This window comes from Streptomyces sp. LARHCF249, assembly GCF_052871255.1.
On the sequence record NZ_JBIXJQ010000004.1, the window covers coordinates 388,942 to 415,188 of the forward strand.

22 protein-coding genes and 1 tRNA gene are annotated in these 26,247 nt (G+C 70.3%); 14 read left to right on the top strand and 9 right to left on the bottom strand.

The window, feature by feature from the left end:
- Positions 1-12 precede the first annotated feature (12 nt).
- Genes ACIPUC_RS13495 through ACIPUC_RS13515 form a run of 5 tightly spaced genes read left to right on the top strand, consistent with a single transcriptional unit; the run spans position 13 to position 7,553 of the window.
- Positions 13-1,296, top strand: coding sequence for a phenylacetate--CoA ligase family protein (locus ACIPUC_RS13495; RefSeq protein ID WP_446589336.1), 1,284 nt, complete (start codon positions 13-15; stop codon positions 1,294-1,296).
- Positions 1,293-2,633, top strand: coding sequence for an MFS transporter (locus ACIPUC_RS13500; RefSeq protein WP_446589338.1), 1,341 nt, complete (start codon positions 1,293-1,295; stop codon positions 2,631-2,633). Before ACIPUC_RS13495 ends, ACIPUC_RS13500 begins: the two co-directional genes overlap by 4 nt.
- Positions 2,630-3,775, top strand: a complete 1,146-nt coding sequence (locus tag ACIPUC_RS13505; protein WP_446589340.1) for a GNAT family N-acetyltransferase — start codon at positions 2,630-2,632, stop codon at positions 3,773-3,775. The genes ACIPUC_RS13500 and ACIPUC_RS13505 overlap by 4 nt, the downstream gene beginning before the upstream one ends.
- Complete coding sequence (locus ACIPUC_RS13510; RefSeq protein ID WP_446589342.1) at positions 3,772-4,920, top strand: LuxE/PaaK family acyltransferase; 1,149 nt, start codon at positions 3,772-3,774, stop codon at positions 4,918-4,920. The genes ACIPUC_RS13505 and ACIPUC_RS13510 overlap by 4 nt, the downstream gene beginning before the upstream one ends.
- Positions 4,917-7,553 carry an acyl-CoA reductase gene (locus ACIPUC_RS13515; RefSeq protein WP_446589344.1) on the top strand — a complete coding sequence of 879 codons (2,637 nt, stop codon included), beginning with the start codon at positions 4,917-4,919 and terminating at the stop codon, positions 7,551-7,553. The genes ACIPUC_RS13510 and ACIPUC_RS13515 overlap by 4 nt, the downstream gene beginning before the upstream one ends.
- Positions 7,554-7,696: 143 nt before the next feature.
- Here the strand turns inward: ACIPUC_RS13515 and ACIPUC_RS13520 are convergent, their stop codons facing one another.
- On the bottom strand, positions 7,697-8,686 hold the full coding sequence (locus ACIPUC_RS13520) for a LysR family transcriptional regulator (protein WP_446589346.1): 990 nt from the start codon (positions 8,684-8,686) through the stop codon (positions 7,697-7,699).
- Positions 8,687-8,882: 196 nt separating this feature from the next.
- Complete coding sequence (locus ACIPUC_RS13525; RefSeq protein ID WP_446589348.1) at positions 8,883-10,637, bottom strand: ABC transporter substrate-binding protein; 1,755 nt, start codon at positions 10,635-10,637, stop codon at positions 8,883-8,885.
- 217 nt (positions 10,638-10,854) lie between these two features.
- Between ACIPUC_RS13525 and ACIPUC_RS13530 the strand changes: the two genes are divergently transcribed.
- Positions 10,855-12,120: an alpha/beta fold hydrolase gene (locus ACIPUC_RS13530; RefSeq protein ID WP_446589350.1), complete on the top strand. Its 1,266-nt coding sequence runs from the start codon at positions 10,855-10,857 to the stop codon at positions 12,118-12,120.
- A gap of 81 nt (positions 12,121-12,201) precedes the next feature.
- On the top strand, positions 12,202-13,380 hold the full coding sequence (locus tag ACIPUC_RS13535) for a M6 family metalloprotease domain-containing protein (protein ID WP_446589351.1): 1,179 nt from the start codon (positions 12,202-12,204) through the stop codon (positions 13,378-13,380).
- A 160-nt stretch (positions 13,381-13,540) separates the two neighbouring features.
- Here the strand turns inward: ACIPUC_RS13535 and ACIPUC_RS13540 are convergent, their stop codons facing one another.
- Entirely contained in the window at positions 13,541-13,813 is a 273-nt protein-coding gene (locus ACIPUC_RS13540) for a hypothetical protein (protein ID WP_446589353.1), read from the bottom strand.
- A 764-nt stretch (positions 13,814-14,577) separates the two neighbouring features.
- Here ACIPUC_RS13540 and ACIPUC_RS13545 point away from each other — a divergent pair.
- The 5 genes from ACIPUC_RS13545 (at position 14,578) to ACIPUC_RS13565 (ending at position 18,805) form a co-directional block, all read left to right on the top strand.
- Complete coding sequence (locus ACIPUC_RS13545) at positions 14,578-15,435, top strand: papain-like cysteine protease family protein (protein ID WP_446589354.1); 858 nt, start codon at positions 14,578-14,580, stop codon at positions 15,433-15,435.
- Positions 15,436-15,449: 14 nt separating this feature from the next.
- Complete coding sequence (locus ACIPUC_RS13550; protein ID WP_446589355.1) at positions 15,450-16,385, top strand: hypothetical protein; 936 nt, start codon at positions 15,450-15,452, stop codon at positions 16,383-16,385.
- Positions 16,386-16,526: 141 nt separating this feature from the next.
- Positions 16,527-17,258: a TetR/AcrR family transcriptional regulator gene (locus ACIPUC_RS13555; RefSeq protein ID WP_446589356.1), complete on the top strand. Its 732-nt coding sequence runs from the start codon at positions 16,527-16,529 to the stop codon at positions 17,256-17,258.
- A gap of 148 nt (positions 17,259-17,406) precedes the next feature.
- On the top strand, positions 17,407-17,721 hold the full coding sequence (locus ACIPUC_RS13560; RefSeq protein ID WP_446589357.1) for a hypothetical protein: 315 nt from the start codon (positions 17,407-17,409) through the stop codon (positions 17,719-17,721).
- Positions 17,722-17,731: 10 nt separating this feature from the next.
- Positions 17,732-18,805 (top strand): M14 family metallopeptidase, encoded by a 1,074-nt coding sequence (locus tag ACIPUC_RS13565; protein WP_446589358.1) that lies wholly within the window; start codon positions 17,732-17,734, stop codon positions 18,803-18,805.
- Between the two features lie 97 nt (positions 18,806-18,902).
- Here ACIPUC_RS13565 and ACIPUC_RS13570 read toward each other — a convergent pair whose 3' ends face one another.
- Complete coding sequence (locus ACIPUC_RS13570; protein ID WP_446589359.1) at positions 18,903-20,291, bottom strand: sialidase family protein; 1,389 nt, start codon at positions 20,289-20,291, stop codon at positions 18,903-18,905.
- A gap of 6 nt (positions 20,292-20,297) precedes the next feature.
- Positions 20,298-21,050, bottom strand: coding sequence for a hypothetical protein (locus ACIPUC_RS13575; protein ID WP_446589360.1), 753 nt, complete (start codon positions 21,048-21,050; stop codon positions 20,298-20,300).
- Positions 21,051-21,506: 456 nt separating this feature from the next.
- Here ACIPUC_RS13575 and ACIPUC_RS13580 point away from each other — a divergent pair, with 456 nt between their 5' ends.
- Positions 21,507-22,049: a DapH/DapD/GlmU-related protein gene (locus ACIPUC_RS13580; RefSeq protein WP_446589718.1), complete on the top strand. Its 543-nt coding sequence runs from the start codon at positions 21,507-21,509 to the stop codon at positions 22,047-22,049.
- A gap of 139 nt (positions 22,050-22,188) precedes the next feature.
- Here ACIPUC_RS13580 and ACIPUC_RS13585 read toward each other — a convergent pair whose 3' ends face one another.
- The 4 genes from ACIPUC_RS13585 to ACIPUC_RS13600 all read right to left on the bottom strand — a co-directional run bounded on the left by ACIPUC_RS13585 (position 22,189) and on the right by ACIPUC_RS13600 (position 25,157).
- Positions 22,189-22,731, bottom strand: a complete 543-nt coding sequence (locus ACIPUC_RS13585; protein ID WP_446589361.1) for an EF-hand domain-containing protein — start codon at positions 22,729-22,731, stop codon at positions 22,189-22,191.
- Between the two features lie 844 nt (positions 22,732-23,575).
- Positions 23,576-23,649: transfer RNA gene (locus ACIPUC_RS13590), tRNA-Met, on the bottom strand.
- Positions 23,650-23,771: 122 nt separating this feature from the next.
- Positions 23,772-24,440: a hypothetical protein gene (locus ACIPUC_RS13595; RefSeq protein ID WP_446589362.1), complete on the bottom strand. Its 669-nt coding sequence runs from the start codon at positions 24,438-24,440 to the stop codon at positions 23,772-23,774.
- Between the two features lie 186 nt (positions 24,441-24,626).
- The gene (locus ACIPUC_RS13600) at positions 24,627-25,157 is read right to left on the bottom strand and encodes a hypothetical protein (RefSeq protein ID WP_446589363.1); all 531 of its coding nucleotides are present in this window, start codon (positions 25,155-25,157) and stop codon (positions 24,627-24,629) included.
- Positions 25,158-25,479: 322 nt separating this feature from the next.
- Here ACIPUC_RS13600 and ACIPUC_RS13605 point away from each other — a divergent pair, with 322 nt between their 5' ends.
- Positions 25,480-26,220, top strand: a complete 741-nt coding sequence (locus ACIPUC_RS13605) for a class I SAM-dependent methyltransferase (protein WP_446589364.1) — start codon at positions 25,480-25,482, stop codon at positions 26,218-26,220.
- The last annotated feature ends 27 nt before the right edge of the window (positions 26,221-26,247 follow it).

A 26,247-nucleotide genomic window follows, 5' to 3' on the forward strand; every position in this document is an offset into this window, starting at 1 on the left:
AGGCAAAGGCCCATGTCCGCCCAGCAACTCTCGGACCTCATACGTTTCGCCCGTCACAACTCGACCTTCTACCGCGACCTTTACGCGTCCCTGCCGCCGCACGCCGACCGCCTCACCGACCTGCCCGTGGTCGACCAGCAGGAGTTCTGGGCGGCCAACACCCTTCACGACAGCCGCGTGCTGACCGGCCCGCTCAGCGAGGCCACCGTCTACAAGACCGGCGGCACCACCGGGTCCCCCAAGTTCTCCGTCTATACACGCGACGAGTGGCGCACGTTCGTCACCGCCTTCGGCCAGGGGCTCGTCGACACGGGTCTGCGCCCCGGACACCGCGTCGCCGATCTCTTCTACGCTGGGGAGCTGTACGCCAGCTTCCTCTTCGTCCTCGACTCACTCGCCCACGCGCCCGTGGACAACGTCCGCCTGCCCATCGGAGGCGGCGCGCCACTGGAGTCGACGATCCCCACGCTGCGCGAACTCGGCGCCCAGGTACTGGCCGGCACCCCCACCACCCTGTGCCGACTCGCCGAGCAAGCCATTTCATCCGGTGTCCGGCTCGACTCGGTGGAGTTGCTCCTCTTCGGCGGCGAGGCTCTCTTCGACGACCAGCGGCGCCTGCTGGCCGCCGCGTTCCCCGGCGCCGAGGCCCGGTCCGTCGGATACGCCAGCGTCGACGCCGGCCTGCTGGGCCGGCCCGTACCCGGCTCCGACGCCCGGGTGCACCGGGCCTTCACCCCGTACGCCGTCGTCGAGATCCTGGACGACGCCACCGATGAGCCCATCACCGAACCGGAGCGGCCCGGCCGGGTCGTCGTCACCAGTCTCTTCCGCCGTCTCATGCCGATCATCCGCTACCCCGCCGGGGACCGGGCCGAGTGGACCGGCACCGGGCCCGGGCACTTCAGGATCCTCGGCCGCGCCGAAGAGGGCGTACGAGTGGGTCCCGTCTCCCTCTACACCCAGGACGCCCAGGACGCCGTGGCCGCGGCGGACACCACGGGGCGCGTGGTCGGTGTGCAACTCGTCGTCCGCCGCTGGGACGGCCGCGACGGGCTCGTCCTGCGGCTGGCCACGGCCCCCGCGGACGACGCCTGCGGCGACGTCGCACGTGGCCGGGAGGCGCTGGCCAAGGCCGTCGTCACAGAGCTGGAGACCGTCCGGCCGCTCTATCCGGACAGCGTGCGCGCCGGGTTCGTGCACCCGCTGTCCGTGGAGTGGGCGCGCCACCGCGACCTCGCCGTCAACCCGCGCTCGGGCAAGCTCGTCCGGGTCCTCGACGAGAGGCCGACGGCATGACCGTCTCACCCGTGGCCGTAAGCGAGACCGACGTCGAAACCGGGGCCGGCGGCCGGCGGGGTCCGCTGGTCCTGCGCAACCGCGCCTTCGGCGCCGTGTGGCTCGGCCAGGTCCTCACTCAGGCCGCCGTACGCATGTTCCAGGTCGGTGTGTCCTGGTGGATCGTCGCCTACGCCGTGCGCGACGCCCGGGGTCTGGCCTCCGGGCTGTTCATGGCGGCCTGCACGCTGCCCGCCGTGGCGCTGGCGCCCGTCGTGGCCGGGGCCGTTGCCCGGTTCGCGCACCGTTCGGTGCTGCGGACCGCCGCCGCTCTGGCCGGAGCCGCCTCGGCTTCCCTCGCGTTGTGGGCGTACGGCAGCGGCCTCCCGCTCGCCGCCCTGTACGCCGCCGGCCTCGCCCTGGCTACCTGCCAGGCGTTCTTCGACCCCTGCCTGACCACCTCGGTGCCCGAACTCGTCGACGACGCCGACATCGAGACCGCCACCGGCTTCGAGCTGTCCACCCAGTCCCTGGCCGGCCTCGGTGGAGCGCTGCTCGGCGCCCTGACCGTCGACCGGGTCGGGGTGGCCGGGCTGGCAGCCGGCTGCGCAGCCGCCTACCTCGGCGCCGCCCTCCTCGTCGCGAGCGCCCGTTTCCGCACCGTCGCGACCGACCCGGCCGCGACGGACCCGGCCGCAGCCGCGCCCCAGCGACGCACGCTCCGCCGCATCCTCGGTGAACAGCCCTACGTACGGCGGATCCTGCTCTGCTTCACCGCGGCGAACCTCTTCACCGCCGCGGTGTTCGTCGTCATCCCCCTCTACACCCGCTCGGTCCTGCTGGGCGGAGGCGGCACCGTGGCACTGCTGGAGGCCTCCCTGGGCGCCGGCGCGCTCATCGGAGCTTTCACGGGCGCCCGCGTGCCGGGGCGGCCCACGGTCGCGGGTGCCTACTGCCTGGGCCTGATGGCCTTCGCCTTGGTGCTGCCCGGGCTGGTGGCGCAGCGTCTGGTCGTCGCGGGCTGCCTGGCCGTGGCCGGCTGGTGTGCCGGGGCCGTCAGTGTCCGCTTCGTGGCGCTCTTCCAGCGGCTGGTGCCGGTGGGGGACAAGCCCGGCTTCTTCGCCGTCATGCAGGCCGTACTGGGCGCCTCCTTGCCGGTGGCATCCCTGGCGTTCGGCTTCGCCGGCGACTTCTTCTCGCCCCAGACGCTGTGCCTGGTGCAGGGCATCGGCCTGGTCCCCGCCGCGTGCGCGCTGGCCCTGCTCGGGTCCGGTCCACCCGTGCCCACAGCTGAGCCGGATACGGATACTGATGGGGACGCGGGCCGAGGCACGGAACCCGTCGGAGGCAAGCGGTGAACCCCGTCATCACTCCGGCCGCCTACACGGACATCGCCGAACTGCGCCAGCTCTACTACGCCGTCTACGGGCCGCACTACCCCGTCCCCCTCGGCACCGACCCTGCCGAGATGGCCCGGCTCATGGAAGACCCGTACTCCCTGTGGCTCGTCGGCCGCTGCGCCGACACCGGGGCCCTGACCGCGTCCGCCGCCATCCACGGTGAGGCGGGCAGCCGCATCGGCCGCCTGGAGGGCATCGCCGTACACCCCGGGCACCGGTCGGCGGGCCTGGCCGCCTCCCTGACCGAGGCGCTGTGTGAGGGGATGCTGGACACGGGGCGGCTGGACTCCGTCTACGCGACCGTGCGCACGGTCAGCGCCGGCCCGCAGCGCGTCGTCGCGCGCAACGGCTTCCGCCCGCTGGGCATCCTGCCCAACGCGGTGGATCTCCGCAGCCGCGAAAGCCTGGCGCTCTACGCGCGTCACTCCGCCGGGGTGCTCGACCGCCGGATCCCCGTCACCGAAGTGCCCGCCCCGCTCCTGCCGTTGCTGCGCACCACCGAGACCGCGCTGGGCATCGGCTACCCCGGCGTACGGGCCGCCGCCGGCCCCCTTCCGGCGCCCGCGCCGCAAGCGGCCGTCGAACGACTGGAGATGATCGAAGCGCCGGCCTTCGTGCGACGCCGCTTCCGCGAGCAGTTCCCCTGCGCCGAGGGCTGGTTCTACCCGCTGCACACACCGAACGTGCTGCTCACCCCCGAGGACGGCCGGTTCGAGGTCTACGCCTACCTCAACCGCGCCGGAGGGTACGGATCCCTGCTGACCGCCCACCCCGACCCGGCCGCCGCGGCCGGGTACCTCGAACCCGTCACCCGGGCCCTGGCCCGCGCGGGCGCCGGCTACGTCGAGGCCCTGGTGCCGCTCGCGCACCTCGAGGCCCTCTCCGCCTTTCTGTCCCAGGGGTTCGTCGCCGGGGCCATCTACCCTGCCATGCGCGCAGACGGCGACGGCTTCCACGACTACGCCGTCCTGTCCCGTTCCAGCGAACGGATCGACTTCCGCGGCGTCGCCGTCGAACCGCCCCTCCAGCCCTATCTGGACTGCTACGTGTCGGCCTGGGCGTCGACGCACCTGCCCACACCATCCGAGGTTGCCCCATGAACCCCCATCTCGCGCCGGTCGCCGTACCCGACCCGGCCCTCCTGCCGCACGTACAACAGCTGTGCGACCTGACCGACCCGTACGCCTACGGGCCCGCGGAGGACGAACTGTTCGCCGCCGCCATGGCGGAGACCAACGCCTGGCACACCGAGCGCTCCCCGTTCTTCCGCTCCCTGTACGAGGCCACCGCGACGGCGGAGCCGTACCGGGCGCCGCTCGTGCACGCGAACTTCTTCAAGCGCCACGAGGTCCTCTCCGTCCCGCGCGAGGAGGTCGAGCTGCACCTGACCTCCTCCGGGACCACCGGTCAGAAGTCGCAGATGTTCTTCGACCACTGGACCATCCGCTCCGCCCAGCGCATGGTCGCCCGGATCTTCGAGCGCAACGGCTGGATCACCCCCGACCAGGAGGTCAACTACCTCCTGTACAGCTACGAGCCGGCCCCCTCCCTGAACCTCGGGACCGCTTTCACCGACAACTACCTGTGCGATTTCGCCCCGGCACGCAGCGTCGAGTACGCGCTGCGCAACACCGGCGGCGACCACGAGTTCGACCCCTTCGGCTGCATCGCCGCGCTGCGCCGCTTCGAGCGGGAGGACGCCCCGGTCCGCGTCCTGGGCTTCCCGGCCTTCCTCTTCTTCACGCTGGAGCGGATGCGGGCCATGGGACTGCCTCCGCTGCGCCTGCCCGAGGGCTCCCTGGTCGTCCTCGGCGGCGGCTGGAAGGGGCACGCCGACCGGCGCATCGGCAAGGAGGAGCTGTACGCCCGCGTCACCGAGCAGCTCGGCATCCCGGGTGAGCGGATCCGGGACACCTTCGGTTCGGTGGAGCACTGCATCCCGTACATCGAGTGCGACCACCACCGGCTGCACGCCCCCGTCTGGTCCCGGGTGACGATCCGCTCCACCCGCACGCTCGAACCCCTGCCGTACGGGGAGCAGGGCTACCTGCACCTCGTGTCGCCGTACATCACCTCGGTACCGGCGCAGAGCGTGCTCATGGGCGACCTCGCCTCCCTCCAGCCGGGCGACGCCTGCGGGTGCGAGCTGGAGACCCCCTGGTTCACCGTTCACGGGCGCGCCGGGGTGAGTCGCAATCGCAGCTGCGCGGTGGCCGCAGCGGAACTGATGAAGGGAATGGCGTGACCAAGAGCGAAAGCGAGAGCGAGACCGAGACCGTGACTCAGACCCAGACCGAGACCCAGACCATGTCCGAAGCGGAGTCCGGGCACCGGACCGGGGCCGCGACCGTATCCGCGTACGACCAGGTCGGCGAGCGCGTCGCGCACCACTACTGGCAGGGCGCCTTCATCGGAGACGAGGAGGCCGGGCGCCGTCTCGCCGGCCTGCCGGCCGCTGTCGAGACCGCTCTGGCCACGGTGCTGGAGACCGAGACCGTCCTGGCCGCCTGCGACGCCCTCGCCACCGCCCTGCGCGACCCGGCCCACCCCGTGCACGCCCGGCTCGCCGCGCATCTGCCCGAAGGCGGGGACCCGGCCCTCCTGGCCGAACTCGGCGGCCTCCTCGGCCGGCGGGAGCTGACCCGCAAGCTGCGCCGGGAACTCGGCAGCGCGACTCCCGGCCGGCTGAACCGGGCCGATCCGCGCGAGACGGTCTACGAGGCCTGGTCGCCCGTCGGCCTCGTTGCCCACATCGCTCCGGGCAACGCAGTGACGGTCGCTCCGCTGAGCATCGTCGAGGGCCTGCTCGCCGGAAACGTCAACATCCTCAAGACGAGCAGCGCCGACACCCTGCTGACCCAGCAGCTGATGGCCGAACTCGCGGCGCTGGACCCCAGCGGTGCGCTGGCCGCTCGGGTGATCGTCCTGCGCTTCCCGTCCTCGCGGCAGGAGTGGCTGCGCCTGATGTGCGCACCTGCGGACGCCGTCGCCGTATGGGGTGGGGAAGGCGCCGTCGAAGGAGTCGCGGCCCATGTGCCGGCCGGCTGCCGGCTGGTGGAGTGGGGGCACCGGATTTCCTTCGCGTACCTCACGAGCGACGCCTGGTCGGACGGCGACACGCTCGACGCCCTCGCGGACGATGTGTGCCTGCACGAGCAGCAGGCGTGCTCCAGCCCCCAGGTGGTCTACCTCGACACCGAGGACGAGGGCGAGGTGTTCGCCTTCGCCGCGCGGTTCGCCGCAGTGCTCGCGACCCGGCTGCCGGCCGTGATCGCACCTTCGGCGGGTGAGCCGGATCCCGCCCAGGAGGCCGAGCTGACCACCACCGAGCTGGTCGCCCGGCTGGAGGAACACCTCGGCCTGACCCGGGTGTTCGCCGCGCCCGACGGCTCGTGGCGGGTCATGGCCGACACCCGCTCCCCGCTCACCGCCTCGCCGCTGCACCGCAGCGTGTGGGTCAAGCCGCTGCCCCGCAAGCGGCTGATCACCACCCTGCGCCCGATGCGCCGCTACCTGCAGACGGCGGGTCTCGCGGGCAGCCGGACCGACATCGCGGAGCTGTCCCGCACCGCCCTGGCGGCCGGCGTCACCCGCGTCACGCCGGTCGGCGCCATGCTCGACAGCTACGCGGGCGAGCCGCACGACGGCGTCTACGCCCTGCAGCGCTACAGCCGCCGCGTTGCGGTCCAGGCCGACCCGGCCCGGTTCGCGACGACCGCCTGCCTGGACGACCTGGCCCGGCCCGTCGTCCTCCCCCGGCCCGTAGGCCCGCTGCTGGGCAAGGAAGACGTGCAGGAGCCGGGACGGCAGGTGGCGCGGGCCGATGCCGAGCTGTACTTCCGCAGCGGCGGCAGCACCGGCACGCCCGCGCTGTCGATCTTCAATTACGACGACTACGACACCCAGATGCACGCCGCCGCCCGTGGCCTGCTCGCCGCCGGTTACGACCCGGTCGGGGACCGCACCGCCAACCTCTTCTACTGCGGCGGCATGTACGGAAGCTTCATCAGCTTCTTCTCCGTGCTGGAACGGCTCGGCGGAGTGCAACTGCCGCTGTCCGCAGGGCCCGACCACCGGGCGACAGTCCAGGCCATCATCGATCACGGGGCCGACACCCTGTTCGGAATGCCCTCCTACCTGTGGCAGTTGCTGCACGCGGAGGCGGACGCGCTGCGCGCCTACGGAGGCCTGCGCAAGGTCTTCTACGGCGGTGAGCACTTCACCGAGGAGCAACAGCGCACCCTGAAGGCCACGTTCGGCATCGAGGTCGTCCGCTCGATCACCTACGGCAGCACCGACCTCGGCCCGCTGGGCTACCAGTGCACCGAGAGCTCCGGCGGCGTCCACCACCTGCACGCCGATCTCCACACGATGGAGATCCTGGACCTGGCCGAGGACCGGCCGGTGGCCCAGGGCGAGACGGGCCGGCTGGTCTTCACCACCCATGCCCGGCGCGGTCAGCACCTGGGCCGGTACGTGATAGGCGACCTCGGACGGGAAATCCCGGGCCGCTGTCCCTGCGGCCGGCACGCGCCCCGCTTCGAGCTGAGGGGGCGAACGGGTGACGTGATGCGGGTGGCGACGTACTTCCTCAATCACCGCCGCTTCCTGGCCCTGGCCGAGGAACGGGGCGGCCACCGCGGCGAGCTGCAGATCCGGCTCGACGGTACGGACGCGCGCGAGCGGCTGACCGTACGGGTGGCGGGGGCGACGGACCCGGAGCGGCTGCGGGACGTCTTCCTTGCCGGCTACCCGGAACTCCGCGCGGCGGTGACGGAGCGGCTGCTGGACCTGGTGGTCGAGGCGGTCGACGGCGCTTCGCTGGACCGCAGCCCGACCAGCGGCAAGCTCCTGGCAGTGGTGGACGCACGCGGCTAGGACATCACCGCGCCTGCCGTCACGGCTGCCCGCCGGCCTCGGTCCGCTGACCAGGGCCGGCGGACTGCAGGTCGCCGCGCTCCACGCACGTGAGGTCCACCTTCCCTGGAAGCAGCGGGTAAGGGGTCGCCGCCTGGCCCGGGCTAAGGATCGGGGCACCGGGATCCGTCATGCGGCAGCTGGGCCGCGCCCGGGTGACGCCGGCGCCAGTCCGCGTAGACCGGGCTGGCGGCACAGATGTCCAAATAGCCTGCCGTCACCGTGCGAAGGATCCCGTTGCCGTGGACGGCGAGCGGGCCGTCACGGTGCCAGGCCAGGACGTGGCGGTACCACAGCGGGTTTCCCGCGAGCGGTCGGACGGCGACGCCGGGGGCTTCCGAGAAGGTGGCCTGGCAGAGGCTGACGGCCAGGCCCGCACGGACCAGCTCGACGAGCTGGCGCCCCTCGGCCTCGTGCGGGGCGGAGGGTCGGCGGCCGGTCAGCGCGCACACGGAGGACCAGTACTCGCGGGTCCGGTCGCCGTCGGGCCGGGGCATCGCCCAGTCGTGATCGGCGAGTTCGGTCAGGGACACGGCATCCTGGCCCGCCAGCGGGTGGGTCGAGGGCAGCAGGGCGAAGACGGGTTCGGTGACCAGCGGGGCGAGGAGCACCGCGTCGCGTGGAGGAAGCACCTGCTCGGGGTGGTCGCCGAGGACCGCCGCCTCCAGGCGCCCGGCCGCGAGGTCGTCCAGGAGTGCGACGGGGGAGTAGTGGCATCGTGACGTCACCTCGGCGTTGGGCAGGAACTTCCGGACGGCCACGATGAGGTGGCCGAGCAGGGGAGCACCGACCGATCCGACGCGGACGCGGTGAGGGGATGCCAGATGGCAGGCCGCGCGGGCGGTGTCGGCAAGCAGCGCGTCGACGCCCGGCAGGACCGCGCGGGCCCGGGCGAGCACCAGCTCACCGAAGGCCGTGGGCGTGGCGCCGGCCCGCCGACGGTCGAAGAGGACACCGCCCAGCATCGACTCGATGCGGCGCAGCTGTGTGCTGAGGCCCGGCTGCGTCATGGACAGCGCGGCGGCGGCCCGGGTGAGGCTGCCGGCCTCGGCGATCGCGCACACCACCCGCAGGTGCCGTACCTCCAGTTCCATGCCGCGCATGTTATGGAGCGATGCGAGCTTCCGGACAGGAGTCGGCTCCCACCAATCCTATGTGAAATGTCACACAGTACTTGCGTCAGGTTTCGCGCGCCGAGGGCGCGGCGGCCCGGGTACGGATCGACGGGCTCGGTGCCGGTGGCTGTGTTCCACGGAGGGGTCCGCGAGGCACCGAAGTCGTGATGTCCCCTCAGCTTGCACTCGCTGCCGGGTCCTTGAGCCCGATCGTGGCGTAGTCGAGCTGGCCGCCGAAGGAAGAGTGGCCGAAGGCTCCGGCAATGTTGGTACCGAGCAGCAGCGGCATGCGCTCGATGACGGCGGGCACCGCCGGCGCCTTGGCGAGGATCTCGGTGTCCAGCTGCTGCCATGCGCTGTTGGCCTGTGCGGCGTCGGTCATGGCGGCGATCTCGTCCATCCGCTTCATCGTCGCCCCGTCACGGAAGAGCGAGTGATTGCCGGAGTTCCCTGTCTCCTTGATGTAGCGGCCGTCGAAGACGAAGGGCAGGAAGGTGGAGCCGGAGGGGAAGTCGGGGCACCAGCCGGTGTAGACGAGGTCGGTGCGGTTCTTGGTGTCACCGATGGTGTCGTAGAAGGCCGACGGGTCGACGGTGTCGATGGTGACCTTGATCCCGGCCCTGCCCAGGGACTGCTGTATCGCCTCCGCGACTCCCTTGTCGCCGTTGGAGACGGTGATGCGGGTGGTGATTCCGTCCGCCTTGCCGGCCTCCTTCAGGAGCTGTTTCGCCTTCTCCACGTCACCGCTGGCCGGGATCCGCAGCGTGTCGGGCTGCCTGCCGCCGTGGAGTGAGCCGGGCATGAAGGCGGTGGCAGGGTCGTTGAGGGCCGGGCCGCCGGAGGCGGTCAGCACTGCCTCACGGTCCAGGGCGTACTGCACCGCCTGCCGGATCCTGAGGTCGTCGAAGGGGGCGCGGCCGGTGTGCATCTGCACCATCTCCGTGCAGTTGGTGGACTCGGCGAGCAGCCGCTCCTTGACGCCGGCCTTGGTGAGCACCTTGGGGGTGCTCTCCGGGCGTAGCTTGCCCCAGGGGACGGCGGAGGCGTCCGCACCCTCCGAGGCGATGAGCCGGTCGTCGATCTGGTTGGCTCTCAGCCCCATCACCACGACCAGCTTGTCCGGGTATGCCTTGCGCACCCCGTCCGTGGCCTGATCCCAGTGGGCGTTGCGGACCAGCACCAGCCGTTTGTCCCGGTCGTACGACTCGATCTTGTACGGTCCCGAGGAGAAGGGCCGGCTGTCGTACTGGGCACCCTTGTCCTGGGCCCTGGGAACCGGAGCGAACGTGGGCAGCACGGTGGCGTGGGGGAACTCCGCGAAGGGTTTGCGGAGTTCGAAGACGATCGTGAGGTCGTCGGGGGTCTTGACGGAGTCGAGGTGCTTGCCCTCGCCGGGGCCCCGGTAGCCCTCGGCGCCGGCCAGGTAGCGGGCCGCGTAGTCCGGCCCGCCGGGCAGGTCGGGGGAGAAGGACCGCTCCACGTTGTACTTGATGTCCTGGGCGGTGATCGGGGTGCCGTCCTCGTACTTGAGGCCCTTCTTGAGCCTGAACGTCCACGTCTTGGCGCCGTTGGAGGAGACGCCGAGGTCCTCGGCGAGGTCCGCGGTCAACTCGCCGCCCTTTGTGCCCGGTTCCGCCTTGTACGTCACCAGGGTGCGGTAGAGCAGCCGCGTGCCGAAGTCCATGTCGCCGACCACCCAGTTGCGTGCCGGGTCGAGATGGGTGAAGTCCTGGTTGGACAGGACGGTCAGCGTTCCGCCCTTCTGCGGAGTGCCGCCGAGCGTGGCCCCGGCGTGGGCGAGTGCGGGATTCTTCGCATCCTTGTCCTGCTGACCGCCGCTGGAGCGGGCGCCGTTGTAACAGCCGGCCGTGCCCAGTGCGACGGTCGCCACCAGGGCGGTGGCGACGGCGTGGAGAGTGCGCTTGTCCATCAGTGGTCACTCCGTGAACAGTCGGGTCGGACAGCCAAGGGCTGGCCGGAATGTGACCGATAACATAGTAATGTGAAATGGCACTCCACAACTGTCACGCCTCCATAGCGCGGAGTTATGGATAAGTGGGGGCTCCCCGGCGCAGTCGGCTCGCACCATGCTCGGTCACGCAAAAGCCCCGTGTCACCCGGCGGCCAGGCGGCTGCGAAAGGCATCCATGAACCCCGCGTACGCGAGCGTCGACCACGTCTTCACCGTCCCCCTGGACCACTCGGCCCCGCACGGCCCGACCGTCCAGGTCTTCGCCCGGGAGGTCACCCGTGCGCGCCAAGCGGGTCGGCAACTGCCCTGGCTGCTCTATCTGCAGGGCGGACCCGGCGGCAAGTCGCCCCGCCCGTCGTCCGGTTCGCCCGGCTGGCTGCCCCAGGCGCTGAAGACTCACCGGGTCCTCCTCCTCGACCAGCGGGGCACGGGCCGCTCCACCCCCGTCACGGCCAGGGCCGCCTCCCGCTTCACCTCACCGACCCGGCTCGCCCGCCACCTCGCCCACTTCCGAGCCGACTCGATCGTGGCGGACGCCGAACTGATCCGCCGGCAACTGTGCGGCGACGAACCTTGGGAGACCCTCGGCCAGAGCTACGGCGGCTTCATCACCCTCACCTACCTGTCCCAGGCCCCCGAAGGACTGCGGGCGTGCTACGTGGCGGGCGGCCTGCCCGGCCTCTCGGCCACCGCCGACGACGTGTACGCCCGCACCTACCCCCGGGTGCGGGACCGGGTCCTCGACTACTACGCCCGCTATCCCCACGACGCCGCCCGGCTGCGCGACATCGCCCGAGTCCTGGCCGCCGCCGATGTGCGCCTGCCCAACGGGGACCGGCTGACCCCCCACCGCTTGCGCACGCTCGGTCTCGCCCTCGGCATGGGCGACGGCTTCGAACGGATCCACTGGCTCCTCGACGAGTCCTTCGACGGAGACGGAGCGTTGACCGCTACGTTCCTCTACCAAGTGATGATGCTGACCGGATTCACCGACAACCCGCTCTTCACCGTCATGCAGGAGACGCTGTACGGCCAAGGCGCGGGGCCGACAGGCTGGGCGGCGTCCAGGGCCATGGCGGACTTCCCCGAATTCGCAGAGGACGCAGACCCCTACCTGCTCACCGGAGAAATGATCTACCCCTGGATGTTCCGCGAGATCAGGGGTCTGCGTCCCTTCGCCGACGCCGCCGATCTGCTCGCCGAACGCGCCGACTGGCCGCCGCTGTACGACCTCCACCGCCTCGCCGCCAACCAGGTACCGCTCGCCGCGCTCGTCTACCACGACGACATGTACGTGGACGCCGGGCTCTCACTGCGCACCGCCCGCGAGGTCGGCGCCACCCGGGTGTGGGTCACCAACGAATGGGAGCACGACGGCATCACCGCCTCCGGCGGCCGCGTGCTGTCGCGCCTGATGGACCTGGCCGCGGGCCGCGCGTAGACCGGCCCCCGGCTCGCCGGCCTCCGCCACCCGCTGGCGCGCTTCCCCCCGTACGCCTCAACTGCCTCCGACAGGAGAGACATGACCACCCCGCCCCTCCGCTCATGGCCCCTCGCCGCGGTCGTCGCCATCATCGCCTGCCTGTCCGTTCCCACCGCGACTGCAACCCCAGCATCCCCGGCCATCGCCGCCGACTGCGCGCTCCCGGGCCGGACCGGCTGGACCGACGAGGGTCACGACACCGACCGGATCCAGTTCCAGCCCGCCACTGGAACCCGCCGCGTCCTGACTCTGTTCGTGGACTTTCCCGACGCGCCGGCCACCGACTCCACCGAGCCGTACGCCGCTCGACTCGCCCCGGCCGCCGACTGGATGAGCCGTGCCAGCTATGGGCGCCTGCGCCTGGGGAACACCCCGCTGCGCCGCTGGATCCGGATGCCCGCGGACTCCGCCTCCTACGGCTTCGCGCGCGGCCTCACCTTCGAGGCCCACGAGAAGTACCTCCGTGACGCGATCAGCGCCGCAGACCCGTACGCGGACTTCTCCCGCTATGACATGGTCTACGTCGTCCCCGCCAAGGCGGCGACCGCCATCCCCTTCTCCCCGACCTACCTCTACGACCCGGCGGCGCCCGGCATCACCGCCGACGGCACCCGTCTCAAGTGGGCCGTCACCTTCGGACAGGACCTGTGGCGCTGGGGCCACAAGGTCGCCGCCCACGAGACCGCCCACACCTTCGGCCTGCCCGACCTGTACTCCTTCACCGGCTCCACCCATCAGTACGTGGGGGGCTGGGACGTCATGGGCAACATCGCCGGCCACGCCCCGCAGTACCTCGGCTGGCACTCGTGGAAGCTCGGCTGGACCCGCGACGTCCAGGTCGCCTGCCTGCCCGCCTCCGGCCGGCGCACCGTACGCCTGACCCCGGTGGAACTACCCGGAGGCACCAAGATCGCAGTGCTGCGCACCGGCGAGACGACGGCGTACGTCGCGGAGTCCCGCCGCGCGGCGGGCAACGACGCTTCCGCCTGTTCCATCGGCGTCCTCATCTACAAGGTCGACTCCGCCGCCCGGACCGGTGAGGGCCCGGTGCGGATCACGAACCCGAACCCGACCACTGCCCCGCCGACCGGCTGCACCCCGCTGGACCTGGCCGCGTACGCACCCGGACAGAGCTTCACGGATCCCGCGACCGGCGTCCGCATCGACGTCCTCGCAGGCGGCGGCGCGGGAGGCACAGTGCGGCTGAGCAAGGAGTAACTCCGGCCCCGCCGCAGGTGCCCAGCCGACAACGGTCAGGACGTAGCGCCGGAGAATATCGGGCGACAGGATGTTCGTCCCACTGGGCGATGACCGCTGGTGCCGGGGCCCGTCCCCGCACCGGGGCCGGGCCCTGTGAGGCCTGCCGGGGCCGACCGGCCTACTCCGTGAGTCGTTCCACCACCCGACGCGCGGCCTCCTGCTCCGCCGCCGGTGGTGACAGTTCGTCCAGGGTGTCGAGGTCGGTGTCCTGTTCGAGTTCCTTCTCCCACGCCGCGGCGAGCTGCTCCTGCTCCCCGCGCGCCCGGCTGCCCAGAGCCTCCCGGTGGGCTGGATCGAGAGCCGCCAGAAAGCGTTCAACCACGTCCGAGGACATCCGGTACTCCTTGTCGGCGGGGAAGGGGCGGCTATGCGACAGCGCCGTGTCCAGCATGCGAAGCGCCGCCCGGCGCGGGGGTCAGGCGCGGCCGGGGACTGACCCGAATGGGCGCACCAGGTAGACCGCTCCGGCCGCCGGTCAGGAAGGTGCGCGCAGTACCCGGCAGACGCGCGATGGCGATAGCCACGCAAAGATCTGAGGTCGATTCTCCCTTTATGAAATGATGGAGAGTCACGCGGCGTACACTCTGCGCGATTTAAGTGCTTGACGGCGTGTCCAATAAAGAGCTGCGATGTATCAAGTTTGCGTAAAGTCCCACACCGCTGAATAGCCGCAAATGGCCTGGACCAACGGTCGTGTGATCGCCAACTGGCCGTCTCCGTAGCTGAATTGACTGTCCGTCATATCGACCCTTTATTGTAATTGAATTCGCGACATCTTCGCGCGTAGAGCAACGGCGTTCAGGCTCCGCGATCTCTCTGGCAGGATTCCCGGCACCCCATCCAGTCAGGGAAAGAGGTGCGGTTGTGCGTGGTCGCGGAAGGCCTGAACCTCGGCGTCACCGGCAGTGCAGGGCCGTCGATCCATCTGAATGTGACGCTTGGTCAATTGGCGTTGCCAGGCTGTAGTCGTCCGGCTTCCGGTGCCCGGCTACGGCGACTCGTGGTGGTACGGCGTCGACGGCACCCCGGCGCTCACCGGCCTGCCGCGACGGCGTGCGTGTCGCGGCTGCAGGCGGCCGAGTCGCACCCCTGTGTCGCTGCTCCGGTGAGTGGCAGGCCGCCCGGGCCAGTTCCCGCATTTTCAGATCAAGGAGCATGATGCACAAACGTCGCGCGTCCCGCCGCAGGAAAGCGCTGATAGCCGCGATCACCGCCGCACTCTCCGGCGGTCTGCTGTTCGGCTTCAATGCCTTCGCCCAGGCCGATGTGGTCAGCGGCACGGTCATCGGCGGGCAGGGCAACTACAGGACCGTCAACCACCGGGCCAAGCCGTCCCTCTCGGCCCAGGTGAAGGGGTCCTCGAAGGTAGGCGCCAAGATCCAGATGTCCTGCCGGACCACCGGCGACACCGTGGAGAACAACCCGAGGTGGATCTTCACCGGCTCGTACTACATCGCCGACGCCTTCATCAAGGAGAACACCACCCCCTTGCCGGTCTGCGGTTCGACCCCGAACCCGAAGCCCACCCCCACGACCGCGAAGACACTCGGGATCGACATGCAGAAGCAGGTCAGGACCCAGTGGTGCTGGGATGCCTCCGGCGTGACCATCGCCAAACACTGGGGCCGCTCCGTCAGCCAGGAGCAGTTCTGCCAACTCGCAGCCCAGGGAACCTGGGTGGACTGCAACAATCAGCCCGCGACCCTGGAGGACATGGCCAATGGCCTGGCCAGGCTGGGACTGAGGAACAGCGGCCGCAGCCTGTACCGCAACGCCTCGTTCGGTGAGTCCGCCGCCGAGATCGACGCCGGCCGGCCGTTCGCCGTCCGGTTCGGCTGGCGCACCGGCGGCGGTCACATGAACGTCATCTACGGCTACGACAGCGCCACCAACATGATCGCGGTCGGCGACCCGTGGCAGACCACCCAGACCTACACATGGTGGAACCACTCCACATACGCGAACAACAACTCGTTCCAGTGGACCCACTCCCGCATCGGCATACAGGGCTGAGGAGCAGACCGACCATGCAGACCATGCGACAGGCCAGGCACACTGCATTCCGGGCCGCCGTCCTCGCCGCGGCCGGGCTGGCCGCCGCCCTGTGCGGCAGCGTTCCGGCACAGGCTGCGGAGGGGGACGGCATCGCGGGCTACCAGTCAGCCCAGCAGGCCCTCCGTAGCGACCAACTCCGCGACACCGTCTCCCGCTTCCTGGTCTCGGCTCGACAGCCCCGCACTGCCCCCGCGGCGGACGGCGGCACCGTCGGCACCCCCGGGAACGCACCCGCCGCGGTCGCCGCGCCGCCCGGGTTCGATCTCACCAAGGACCCGGTGCCGATGTTCGAGATCAGCCCCGAGTTCGTGACCGGCAAGACCCAGGCGAGCCCGCAGACCGCGCTGCGGCTCTCCTATCTGGTCTCCCGGGTGACCGCCTCCGACGGCAAACACGCCGCCGTATTGCTCGCGCCCAAGGGGAACGCCGCTACGCCGGCAAGCGGCACGCAGAACGTCGGTGCCGAAGGCTGGCAGCTGGCCGGCGTCCGGGACGGGGATGCCGAAGTCGGCTTTGCCGAGCGCGGCACCCCACAGGCCCGTACCTTCACCGAGCCGCAGATCCACGCCTGGTACCGGCTCACCGCCGAAGGCATGGTCGAGCCGCTCAACGAGGAAGCGGCCACCGGCCTCGGCGGAATGCGCAGCATCACCCTCGCCGCCTACCAGAAGATGGTCACCGCCCGCTACGGCGACAAGATGCCCGGCTCGGAATACGACCGCAAGGGACTGGCCGGCGGATACGGCGGCCTCGTGGAGGACCAGCCGGAGCAGGTCTCTGCTGTATCCGGGAAACCGGCGGCCGAGGCGTCCTGGGAGCCGATCTCCGCCACCGGGGCCGCAGCCGTGGCGGCGATCGGCGGTGCGGTGGTCTACGTGCGCCGCCGGGGAACTGCCACCACCCGCTGACCCGAGCCGGGCTGGGTCTTCCGAAGCCCAGCCCGGCCACACGTCCGACACCTCAACGTCAGCCGGAGGATCGGATGCAGGGATATTTAGTACAATGCTGTATGAAGTGTACGGTTTATCCCCATGTTCGGAGGTCGGGACGTGGATGATCCGGACACCCCGGAGAAGCGCGGGCGCCTCAGCCGCCCGCTGGTGCTCGCCGCGGCCGTCGCCCTGGTCGACCGGGAGGGCCTGGCGGCGCTGACCATGCGGCGCCTGGCCACCGATCTGGGCGTGGAGCCCATGGCCATCTACCGGTACGCCGCCGGCAAGGAGGCCCTGCTCGACGGCCTGGTCGAGGCCTTCTTCGCCGAGGTCAACGACCGGCTGCGCACCTCGGCCGAGGAGTCCGTGGATCCGGCCGACGTGTCCGCTTGGCGGAGGGAGCTGCGCCGGATCGCCCGTGCCTTCGCCGCGGTGGTGCACGCCCACCCGGAGATCCTGCCCGTGGTAGCCACGCGGCCGCTCTCCGTTCCGGTGGCCCGGCGCCCCGAGCCGGTGCTCCAACTCACCGAGCACATCCTTGCCGTGCTCGCCCGGGCCGGCTTCGACGACGCCACCACCCTGACGATCTACCGCGCCTTCGCGGCCTGGAACCTCGGCTGCCTCCTCGTCGACAAGCGCCAGGTCGTCGACAACCCCGACGAGCCCGACCTCATGCTCCGCCTGGGCCTGCACCGGCTGCCGGCCGCCCAGTACCCGCGGCTGCGCGCGCTCGTCCCTCAGCTCGCCGAGTACGACGACGAGCAGGAGCTGATCGCGGGCCTGGACAGCCTCCTCAGCCGGATACCCGAGGCGCCCCTTGACGCGTTCTACGGCGGAAGCGCACGCTGAGGATACGAAGTACGCATCGCACATATCGATACTTACTCGTATATCCGCACGCTTGTGCGCCGCGGGCGGTACCGGCCCCGACACCCTGATGCCGACTCTGGCCCCTGCTTCCCGATGTGAGCCCCACGGCGCCCGAGGGAGGCCCGTGATGTCCAACGAGTACACGATTCTGCGCGTCCGGGTCACCGCCCGGGACCCCGACACCCTGCGCGCCCTCCTGCGCGAAGACCGCCCCGATGTCGGCGGGCGGGTCCACCAGGCCGAGGACGGCAGCTGCACCATCGACGCCTACGTGACCCCCGACAGGGCCGAGGCCCTCGAACGCGAGGGCGTGACGGTCACGGTCGTCGAGGACGCCACCGCCGAGGGGCGGGCCCGCCAGGCCGAGGTCGGCGAGGGGGACCGGTTCGCTCCAGAGGACGCGGTTCCGCAGGGACTCGCCCTCAAGGTGAAGGACACCTAGGAGGGACGCCATGCCGTACATGAACATCGTCGAGGTCGAGTCCGGCGTGACCAGCCTGGCCACGGCGTTTCAGAACACGAGCGACCTCATCGAACTGCCCGAGCCCTCCGTCGAGGGCCGCACCTGCCACGCCCTGCGGATCGGCACCCACCGCCGAGATCCCAAGGACGCCGTCGTCCTCACCGGCGGCATGCACGCCAGGGAGTGGGGCAGTTGCGAGATCCTCGTCAACCTCGCGGCCGACCTGCTGCAGGCGCACGCCGGCGGAACCGGCCTGGCGTACGGCGGTATGCAGTTCACCTCTGCCCAGGTGCGCAGGATCCTTGAGGAACTCGACGTCGTGGTCTTCCCGCTCGTCAATCCCGATGGCCGGCGCCACAGCCAGAGCGTCGACCCGGACTGGCGGCGCAACCGCAACCCGGCCCAGTCCGGCGGCGACCCGGCCGCGATCGGCGTCGACATCAACCGCAACTTCGACTTCCTCTTCGACTTCGAGACCGCCTTCCACCCGCTCGCGCCGGTCCGGGTCTCGAACGACCCGGCCGCCCAGAACCAGACGTATCAGGGCCCCGAGCCCTTCTCGGAGCCCGAGACGCGCAACGTCCGCTGGCTGATCGACCACTTCGTGCGCACCCGCTGGTACGTCGATGTGCACAGCTACACCCAGGCCATGCTCTACGTCTGGGGTGACGACAACAATCAGTCGAACGATCCGACCAGGAACTTCCAGAACCCCGCCTTCGACGGCAAGCGCGGACTGAAGAACGACCAGCTGTACGCGGAGTTCATTCCGAAGGTGGACGCCGACGACTCCGCCGTGCTCGCCGAGCAGTTCTGCAAGGCGCTCAAAGGCGTACGCGGCATGGTCTACACCCCGAAGCCCGCCTTCGACCTCTACCCGACCTGCGGCACCAGCGACGACTACACGTTCGCGCGCCACATCGTCGACCAGAGTGACGACAGGATCCTGGCCTTCACCGTCGAATGGGGGATGGCTTTCCACCCGCCGTGGTCGGAGATGAAGAAGATCGTCCTCGATGTCGACGCCGGACTCGTCCAGTTCTGCCTCACCGCTCTCGCCTAACGACCCAGACCTGCGACCTGACGACCCAGAGACGCCCGTGCCGCCCGTGCCGGCGGGTGCCGGCGGGCGTCTTCGGGCGTCTTGGTCGTCGCCCGGGTCAGGCGGCCCGGTGGTAGAAGAACGGGTCGATGGACGCGGGTACGCGCGTGACGTTGTCGAGGTCAAGCAGCTGGTGGCTGACGAAGTCGGCGTGGCGCTGGTAGGTCACGCCCTCGGGGAAGTTGGCCGGGTCGGGCGTGTTGTTGCCGGAGAAGACCCCGTAGAAGTCCCGGTCGACCGTGAGCAGTCGCATGTAGTCGCCCAGGTACGGCAGGCCCCGTCGCGCGGGAACGTTCGCCGGGGCCTGGTGCAGCTCGTGCCGCTCCGGCGGTGTCTGCCAGTCGTCGTCCGTCATCTCCAGCACCGTCACCCACTGCCCCTGCGTGAACCGCTGGCTGGCCAGACCGAGCAGGGAGTCGGTGTTCACTGCGAGCGCCGGGTTCTTGGCATCGGTGATGGTGCGCAGGTCGGTGGACCAGGTCTGGCCGTGGTCGGTGGAGTGACGCACGTGCAGCGTGTAGTCCGTCCCCGTCAGCCCGCCGACGCGGTCGCACCAAGCGACCCAGACGCTCCCCGGATCCGTCGGGTCCACCGCGATCGACAGGTCGCCGCCGAGGCGCTCCTGCCCCATCGTCGCGCCGAACTTCACGAACCGCTGGGTTGCGACCCGTTGGCCGGGGGTGGAATCCTGCGCGTCCTCGAGGCCCTCGAACGGGCTCGAACCGACGGCGCCGTTGTCGTCCCGCGTGACCACCACGTCGAAGAAGACATTCGAGCCCGACCTGTTCTGCCAGCTCTGGAATACTGCGTACACCGTACCGTCGGGATGCAGGGCCACCCGTACTGGCGGCCCGTCCTGGCCCGTGGTCGCGCGCTGCTCGATCGCATGGCGCTGGAAGCCGGCCGGCGGCGGCGACGTCCGGGCGTTGCCCGAGACGTCCACAGTCGCGGTCCGGCCGGTTCCTTGCCCGAAGTCGTTGTGGGCGACGTAGACGCGATCTCGGGCGGCGCCATCCACGCTCACGCTCCCGGCCACGACCCACGGCTGGTCCTCCTCGTCCCGGGAGACGAGCACCTGCATCGGCGTGGTCGAGGAGATCCCGGGGCTGCGCAGGACCTGCATGCGGAGAATGTCCTCCACGGCGGCCTGGCCGTTGAGGATGCCCGCGTACAGGGTGCCCCCCATGGACGCGAAGCTGACCGAGATGTCACCCGTGCCCAGGCCCTGGGCGCCGCCCGGCACGATGCTGCGCAGCACCCACGTGTCCCCGCCGTTGGTGGAGACGTAGACCGGGGCGAGCGGACCTCCCATGGGGTCGGGCGTGAACGCGGTCGCGATCATGTCGGTGGGGCGCTCCGGGTTGACCGCAAGGCTGGGTTCGCCGTCCTGGGTCCTGTCCCCGCTGAGCGCGACGGGCGTGATGTTGACGACCTTCAGTGTGGGCATGTCCGCTCACCTCCGTGAGGCTTGCAGCGTGTCGAGCCTCTGCACCGGCTGGTGGTCATCGGCATGGAGGATCTGGAACGGCGCCCACTCCCGCAGCGCGCCCTCGGTGGCGTGCAGGATCCACATCCCCTCCTGCGACGCCTTGGGCTTCGGCACCTGGTACCAGCGGAAGTCGAGGCTGTTGGGGTACAGCACGTCGACCGGCCCGGGCTCGATCTGCCCCTGCTCGACGGTTGACACGTCGATGCGGGCGCGCCACCAGTCGGGGTAGTGCTCGGAGGGCTGGTCGGCGGGCATCTGCTCGAGGGCCACCACCACGCCCACGACGACGGCGTCCGCCTCGGCGGCGTGCGTCACCATGTCCTCGTCTGCGATGTCGCGTTGCAGCGCAGAGAAGGGCATCGCGTCGGCGGTCCTGGCCACCAGGGAGATGTTCTCTTGGACGGCGTCGGCAGGCAGCCGCCCCACCTCGGTGACGGCGAGGCTTTCGCCGTAGACCATCCCGTCCGTGAAGAACGCGGCGGCGTCGCCGACGGCGGGCGGGTCCAGGTCGCCCGACAGCTGGATGGTGACCTCGCTTCCCGCGAGCTTCTGGAAGGCGTCGGGGGCGTGCAGCACCGTGTCCACCTGGACGACGGCGGTCCGTTCGTCGACCGGTACGTCCGTGAGCCGCGCCTGGCCGAGCTGTGTGATCGTGCCGACGAAGCTCAGCGGGGCCCGCCGGATGAGCGTCCTGACGTCCTCGGGATCTTCAGGCATGACGGTCTCCTCCTTGCGCCTCGTCCCGCCGCCGAGCGCGAGGCGTGCGCGGCGGCCGGGTGGGTTCGGCGCCACTCCATCAGCGTGCCGAGGGCACGCAGGAAGGTGGGGGCGGAGCGTACCGGAGGTGTGGTGGTGCCGGGCGTGGAAGGCCAGCGAAGGGACTCGCCTCTGTCAGGGCGACACTGACGTACACCTACGATCCACACGTACTCTGTACACACAATTCTCCGCGCGTCCGCGTCCCCGGTCAAACATCCTCCTGCTTGGTCCACAGGTTCTGTGGGCCGGCAACTCTCCGTCACGAGAGCAGGACACCGCTGATGCCGCCCCGCGGTGCCCCGGGAAGGTCGGCGCCGAGTGACCCTCCGGATCTTGTTCCGGGATGAAGCGCCGGGAGGAAGGACCTCCGATGGGATGTTGTCCGGTTACACGTACACGAGAAAGAATCGCGGCATGTCCAGCGACCGCCTCATGCGCATTCACAGCGCCGAGTTCCAGGCCATGGCCGAGAGGGTCCGGCGGGTCACCGAACTGACCTCCCGCCTGAACGTCCTGCCCTTCGAGGACGAAGCGGGCAAGGCCGAACTGTGGGAACAGATCCTCGGCAGGCCGCTGCCGCCGAGAGTCACGATCTACCCGCCCTTCTACACGGACCACGGTCTCCGCCTCGACCTCGCCGAGCGCGTGTTCATCAACCAGAACTGCACGTTCCTGGACTACGCCGGTATCCGGCTCGGCGAGCGCGTGATGGTCGGCCCGAAGGTCACGTTCATCACCAGCGGCCACCCGGTCGATCCCGAGGAGCGGCGGCTGTACCTCACCGGCGCGCCCATCGACGTCGCGGAGAACGTGTGGATCGGTGCCGGTGCCACGATCCTGCCCGGCGTCAGCATTGGCCGTGATGCCGTGATCGCCGCCGGCGCGGTCGTGGCCGACGACGTTCCACCGGCAAGCCTGGTGACCGGCGCCAAAGCCACCGTCCACCGACGGTGGTGACGACCTCTCCGAAGCCCCACCCACCACAGATCCTGGGACGAAACACCAGGAGGAAACGACCTCCAAAACGAGCGTTTTGTTCCGCCGAAGGTGTTTGCTCTCGACCTGGGTGTGTGGGGTTGCGGGGCGTGGGCGTGGCTCAGACGCGGCCGAGGATGCGGTTGCCGGGGGCGGCAGGGTCGGTGGACGTGAAGAATTCGATGGCCGCCTCGAGCCACTCGTCCAGGGTGAGGCGGCCGTCGCCGTTGCGGTCCAGGGCGCGGAAGACGTCCTTCGCTTCAGCGGCGGGGACTCCGATGGCGGCGAGGAGGGCAGTGAACTCGTCGATGTCGACGACTCCGTCGCCGTCCCGGTCGGCCAGGGCCAGGTCGGCCTCGATGGAGGGCCGGACCATCGCGGAGATCCGCTGCGGGTCCGGCGAGTCGGCGAGCGCGGTGACGAAGGCGTCCCTCATGATCCTTCCCTGGCCGTCGGCGGGGACGAGCTGGGTGAGGGAGCGCCAGTAGTGCGCCTTGGAGTCGGCCAGGGCTCGGCTCTTGGGTGACGCGGCCGGCTCCCGCAGCTCCTCGATCAGCCGGTCGGACAGGCGGGTGAAGTCCTTCTCGGTGATGTAGCCGTCCTGGTCGGTGTCGAAGAGGTCGAAACGGTGCTCGTACTTGCGGCGCAGCAGATCGGCGGCCATGCCGTGGCTCCTTGTTCGGTCGTGGGGGGATGCGTTGCTGTAGCCGTCTCTATCTGACGCGGTTCTCCCGTACGGCTGAGGCGGGCCGGTCAGCTCACTCCAACGGGCGTACCGGTTCACCGCCGAAACGTCACTGCTCTGGTCACGAGACGAGAGAAGGGCCTGCTGGGTCCGTACGGTTCCTCTGTCACCTCCGGCACGGCCAGCGCGAGCACCGCGGCCTCTCCGGCAGTCATGGTGCGCGTCGCCGGCGGGCGCGAAGCGGCTGATGTCCTGCTTGTCCGCCGCCCAGCCCGGCATGGTCCGTGAGAGGGAGGCGTCGGCACGCCGCACCACCAGCGGAAGCGGCGGCGTGGATCCTTGCGCTAGACACACACCCGTGATCATCGGCTACTGCAGGACGACGACCGTGTGATGCGCGCCGTACGAGGCTGGCCGCGCGCCCTGCTCCTCACGCTCGCCTTGACCCTCACCGTGGCCGCACCTGCGGCCGACGCTGTCGCCGAGCCTCGTCCCAGCCCGGCCAGCCGGCGGTGACGCCTTCATCGAGACCCACGAGGACCGGATGCTGTCGGTCGACCTGGCAGAACAACGGCCTGTGGGGCCTCTTCAACGTCGGCTGCACACCCATGGGCGACACCGCGGTGCGGTCCACGCCTGCCAGCGGTACATCCAGATCTCGACCGGCGGCACGCAGACCCTGGCGACCAACCTCGATCTCGGCCTTCGCTGGCCCTGAACGACGAGGACGGCCGGTTGCCCGGCCCCCGGTCCCGGGGCCGGGCCGGTGCGCGGACACGACAGAAGGGCCCGGATCCGTGAGGATCCGGGCCCTTCTGGGCAGTAGCGGGGACAGGATTTGAACCTGCGACCTCTGGGTTATGAGCCCAGCGAGCTACCGAGCTGCTCCACCCCGCGTCGGTGAACCCCACCTTACGGCACTGCCAGGCGGTACTCGACCAGCTTTCGCCCAGGGTGCTGGAAGGCGTCGGCCTCGAACCCTCCCAGAGTTGGACGGGAGCGGACGTCAGACGCCACGTTCAGGGCCTGGCGTACCAGCCGTTCTCGCCGCTGCCTTCCGACGGGTCGTACGACTGGTGCAGTCCGAGCAGCGCGGCCACCAGCCGGGGGTCCCAGCTTCCGTCGAGGACCCGGTACTCGTCCGCGACCCCCCGGAAGACGAGGTGCGCCCGGCGTGAGGAGTCGCGCCAGATCACCCTGCGCGGTTTGCCGAAGGCGTCGTCACCCTCGCCGAGCAGGGACAGGATCAGCCACACCAGGCTCACGGGCAGGCCGACGGGCCACCACACCGCCCACCAGAACAGGCGCCCGCGGAAGCCGCGCACGGAGTGTCCCGTCACCGACTCGACGGTCCAGCGCGCGCGGGCGCCGCTCAGGGCGCGTCCGCGCCGGTACGTGATCCGGCCCAGCGGGGCGCCGTACGGGTCGTCGACGCGGTACACGGCGGGGCGTCCGCTCACGCGCGAGCCCGTCTCCTCCGTCGATACCCGGGCGATCGCGGTCTGGCCCTGACCGACGACGTCGAAGGTACGGGCGGAGGGGTGCGCGGCGCCTCCGCGGCCGTCGGGCACGCGGCAGAGCAGCCCGATGGCGACATCCCCTTCGCGTCCCGCGCCGTCTCTGTGTCGGACGACGACCGGCAAGGACGTCCCGTACCGCACGTTGTACGTCATCCGCCCCTGGTCCACGCTCTGTCCTTCCCCCGCGTCGCCGCACGGCGGCGCTTTCGGCCCTCATGATCTCATTCCCCGTTCAGAGCATCCGGAGGGGGAAGGCCCCTTCCTCGCGGCTGATCGGCTTGCCGCCGCACGTGCCGTGATCGGCAGTCCCGGGACGCCTCCTGCCTGAATCCGTGAAAACGCGGGCGTACCAGCTCAGCGCGGGCGACGGCGACGGTGATACGCGAACGTCAAGGCCAGCAGCAGCGGGCCCCACAAGGTGAACAGACCACTGACCGTCATCGCCAGCACGTCCCAGCCCTCGGCGTACGGGAAGCCGTCAGCGCCGCCGAGGCGGAAGGCCCCGAACGCCCAGTGGACCATCAGGGCGGTGAAGAAGAGGCCGCAGATCGTCGCGGGGAGGGTCACCGCGAAGGGCGGTATGCGCCTGCCGCCCAGTTTGGGGACCCAAGTGGGCACAACTTCTCCCCAGCGGCGTACCAAGCCGAAGCTGGCCAGTGCGAATGCCTCGGAGAGAACGCTGAGTCCGACGACGTAGGGAATGTTCCAGGGTGAGGGGGGCAGAACCTCCCCGCCCATGCCGTAGCCGAAGGCGATGGGCAGGCGCCACAGGCAGACGGGCAGTGCGACCAAAGGCATCGCATGGGCCGCCCCGGCAGCCCACCGGGGGACGGGCCGTTCTGTCGCTGTCGTTGTCGTGTCGAGGTGCGCCGTGTGGGTTGTCATGCCGCCACCTTGTCCGGGCGGCCCGTGAACCCGGATCAACTCCACGGACGATCCACCTCCCCCTGACGGGCGAGGAGCGTGGTCCAGAAGTCGGACTCCGTCGCTTCCGTCACCCACGCAACCGTCGTAGGGGGCGAGTTCGGGGGGATGGTGTCGGCGGGTCCGATGTCGCTGGTGAGGAGTTGTTCGGCGATGTGGCGGGGGTGTTGGCGGCCAGGTCGGCGGCGCTGGTGTGGTCGTCGAGGTGGCGGACGCGGCGGGGGAGGGGCGGGGGCGGCAGCCAGCCAGCGGGTGGACGTTCGTGCGATGCATACTCTCCGTCGTGACGACTTATGACGGCATCGGTGCGACCTACAGTGACACCCGTCGACCGGATCCCCGGGTCGCTGTTCAGATCCACGAGGCGCTCGGCGACGCGGCCACGGTGGTCAACGTGGGGGCCGGCGCCGGCTCTTACGAACCACCGCAGACGGTGCTGGCGGTTGAACCCAGTTCAGTGATGATCGCCCAGCGTCCGGCCGGATCCGCGCGGGCCCTGCAGGCATCCGCGGAGGCGCTCCCTCTCGCCGACGACTCGGCCGACGCGGTGATGGCCCTCCTGACCGTGCACCACTGGACCGAACTGGAAGCCGGCATCGGCGAACTGCTCAGGATCGCCCGCCGACGTGTCGTCATCTTCACCTGGGACCAGACCACATACCGCAGGTTCTGGCTGCTGGACGAGTACCTGCCCGAGGTGGCCGTGTTCGACGACACACGGGCCGTTGCGGTCGACCGGCTAGCTGCGCTGTTGGGAGGCGCCCGCATCGAGACGGTCCCGATTCCGCATGACTGTACTGACGGATTCGGCGCCGCTTTCTGGCGTCGGCCCGAGGCGTACCTCGATCCGCAGGTGCGGGCCGGCATATCGATGCTCGCCCAGACCGGCGAGAAGGTCCTCCGCCCGGGCCTGGCCCGGCTGTCTGACGACCTGTCTTCCGGCCTGTGGCACGAACGCCATGCCGACCTGCTCGACCGCGAGACACTCGACGTCGGCTACCGCCTCGTTATCGCTGACCTGTAGCAACACGCGAGGGAGCTGACTTCAGGT

Bases quoted from the DNA above. Each gene is read 5' to 3' on its own strand.
- ACIPUC_RS13495 (WP_446589336.1), top strand. From the start codon at position 13: ATGTCCGCCCAGCAACTCTCGGACCTCATACGTTTCGCCCGTCACAAC.
- ACIPUC_RS13500 (WP_446589338.1), top strand. From the start codon at position 1,293: ATGACCGTCTCACCCGTGGCCGTAAGCGAGACCGACGTCGAAACCGGG.
- ACIPUC_RS13510 (WP_446589342.1), top strand. From the start codon at position 3,772: ATGAACCCCCATCTCGCGCCGGTCGCCGTACCCGACCCGGCCCTCCTG.
- ACIPUC_RS13520 (WP_446589346.1), bottom strand. From the start codon at position 8,686: ATGGAACTGGAGGTACGGCACCTGCGGGTGGTGTGCGCGATCGCCGAG.
- ACIPUC_RS13525 (WP_446589348.1), bottom strand. From the start codon at position 10,637: ATGGACAAGCGCACTCTCCACGCCGTCGCCACCGCCCTGGTGGCGACC.
- ACIPUC_RS13530 (WP_446589350.1), top strand. From the start codon at position 10,855: ATGAACCCCGCGTACGCGAGCGTCGACCACGTCTTCACCGTCCCCCTG.
- ACIPUC_RS13535 (WP_446589351.1), top strand. From the start codon at position 12,202: ATGACCACCCCGCCCCTCCGCTCATGGCCCCTCGCCGCGGTCGTCGCC.
- ACIPUC_RS13540 (WP_446589353.1), bottom strand. From the start codon at position 13,813: ATGCTGGACACGGCGCTGTCGCATAGCCGCCCCTTCCCCGCCGACAAG.
- ACIPUC_RS13545 (WP_446589354.1), top strand. From the start codon at position 14,578: ATGATGCACAAACGTCGCGCGTCCCGCCGCAGGAAAGCGCTGATAGCC.
- ACIPUC_RS13550 (WP_446589355.1), top strand. From the start codon at position 15,450: ATGCAGACCATGCGACAGGCCAGGCACACTGCATTCCGGGCCGCCGTC.
- ACIPUC_RS13560 (WP_446589357.1), top strand. From the start codon at position 17,407: ATGTCCAACGAGTACACGATTCTGCGCGTCCGGGTCACCGCCCGGGAC.
- ACIPUC_RS13565 (WP_446589358.1), top strand. From the start codon at position 17,732: ATGCCGTACATGAACATCGTCGAGGTCGAGTCCGGCGTGACCAGCCTG.
- ACIPUC_RS13570 (WP_446589359.1), bottom strand. From the start codon at position 20,291: ATGCCCACACTGAAGGTCGTCAACATCACGCCCGTCGCGCTCAGCGGG.
- ACIPUC_RS13575 (WP_446589360.1), bottom strand. From the start codon at position 21,050: ATGCCTGAAGATCCCGAGGACGTCAGGACGCTCATCCGGCGGGCCCCG.
- ACIPUC_RS13580 (WP_446589718.1), top strand. From the start codon at position 21,507: ATGTCCAGCGACCGCCTCATGCGCATTCACAGCGCCGAGTTCCAGGCC.
- ACIPUC_RS13585 (WP_446589361.1), bottom strand. From the start codon at position 22,731: ATGGCCGCCGATCTGCTGCGCCGCAAGTACGAGCACCGTTTCGACCTC.
- ACIPUC_RS13600 (WP_446589363.1), bottom strand. From the start codon at position 25,157: ATGACAACCCACACGGCGCACCTCGACACGACAACGACAGCGACAGAA.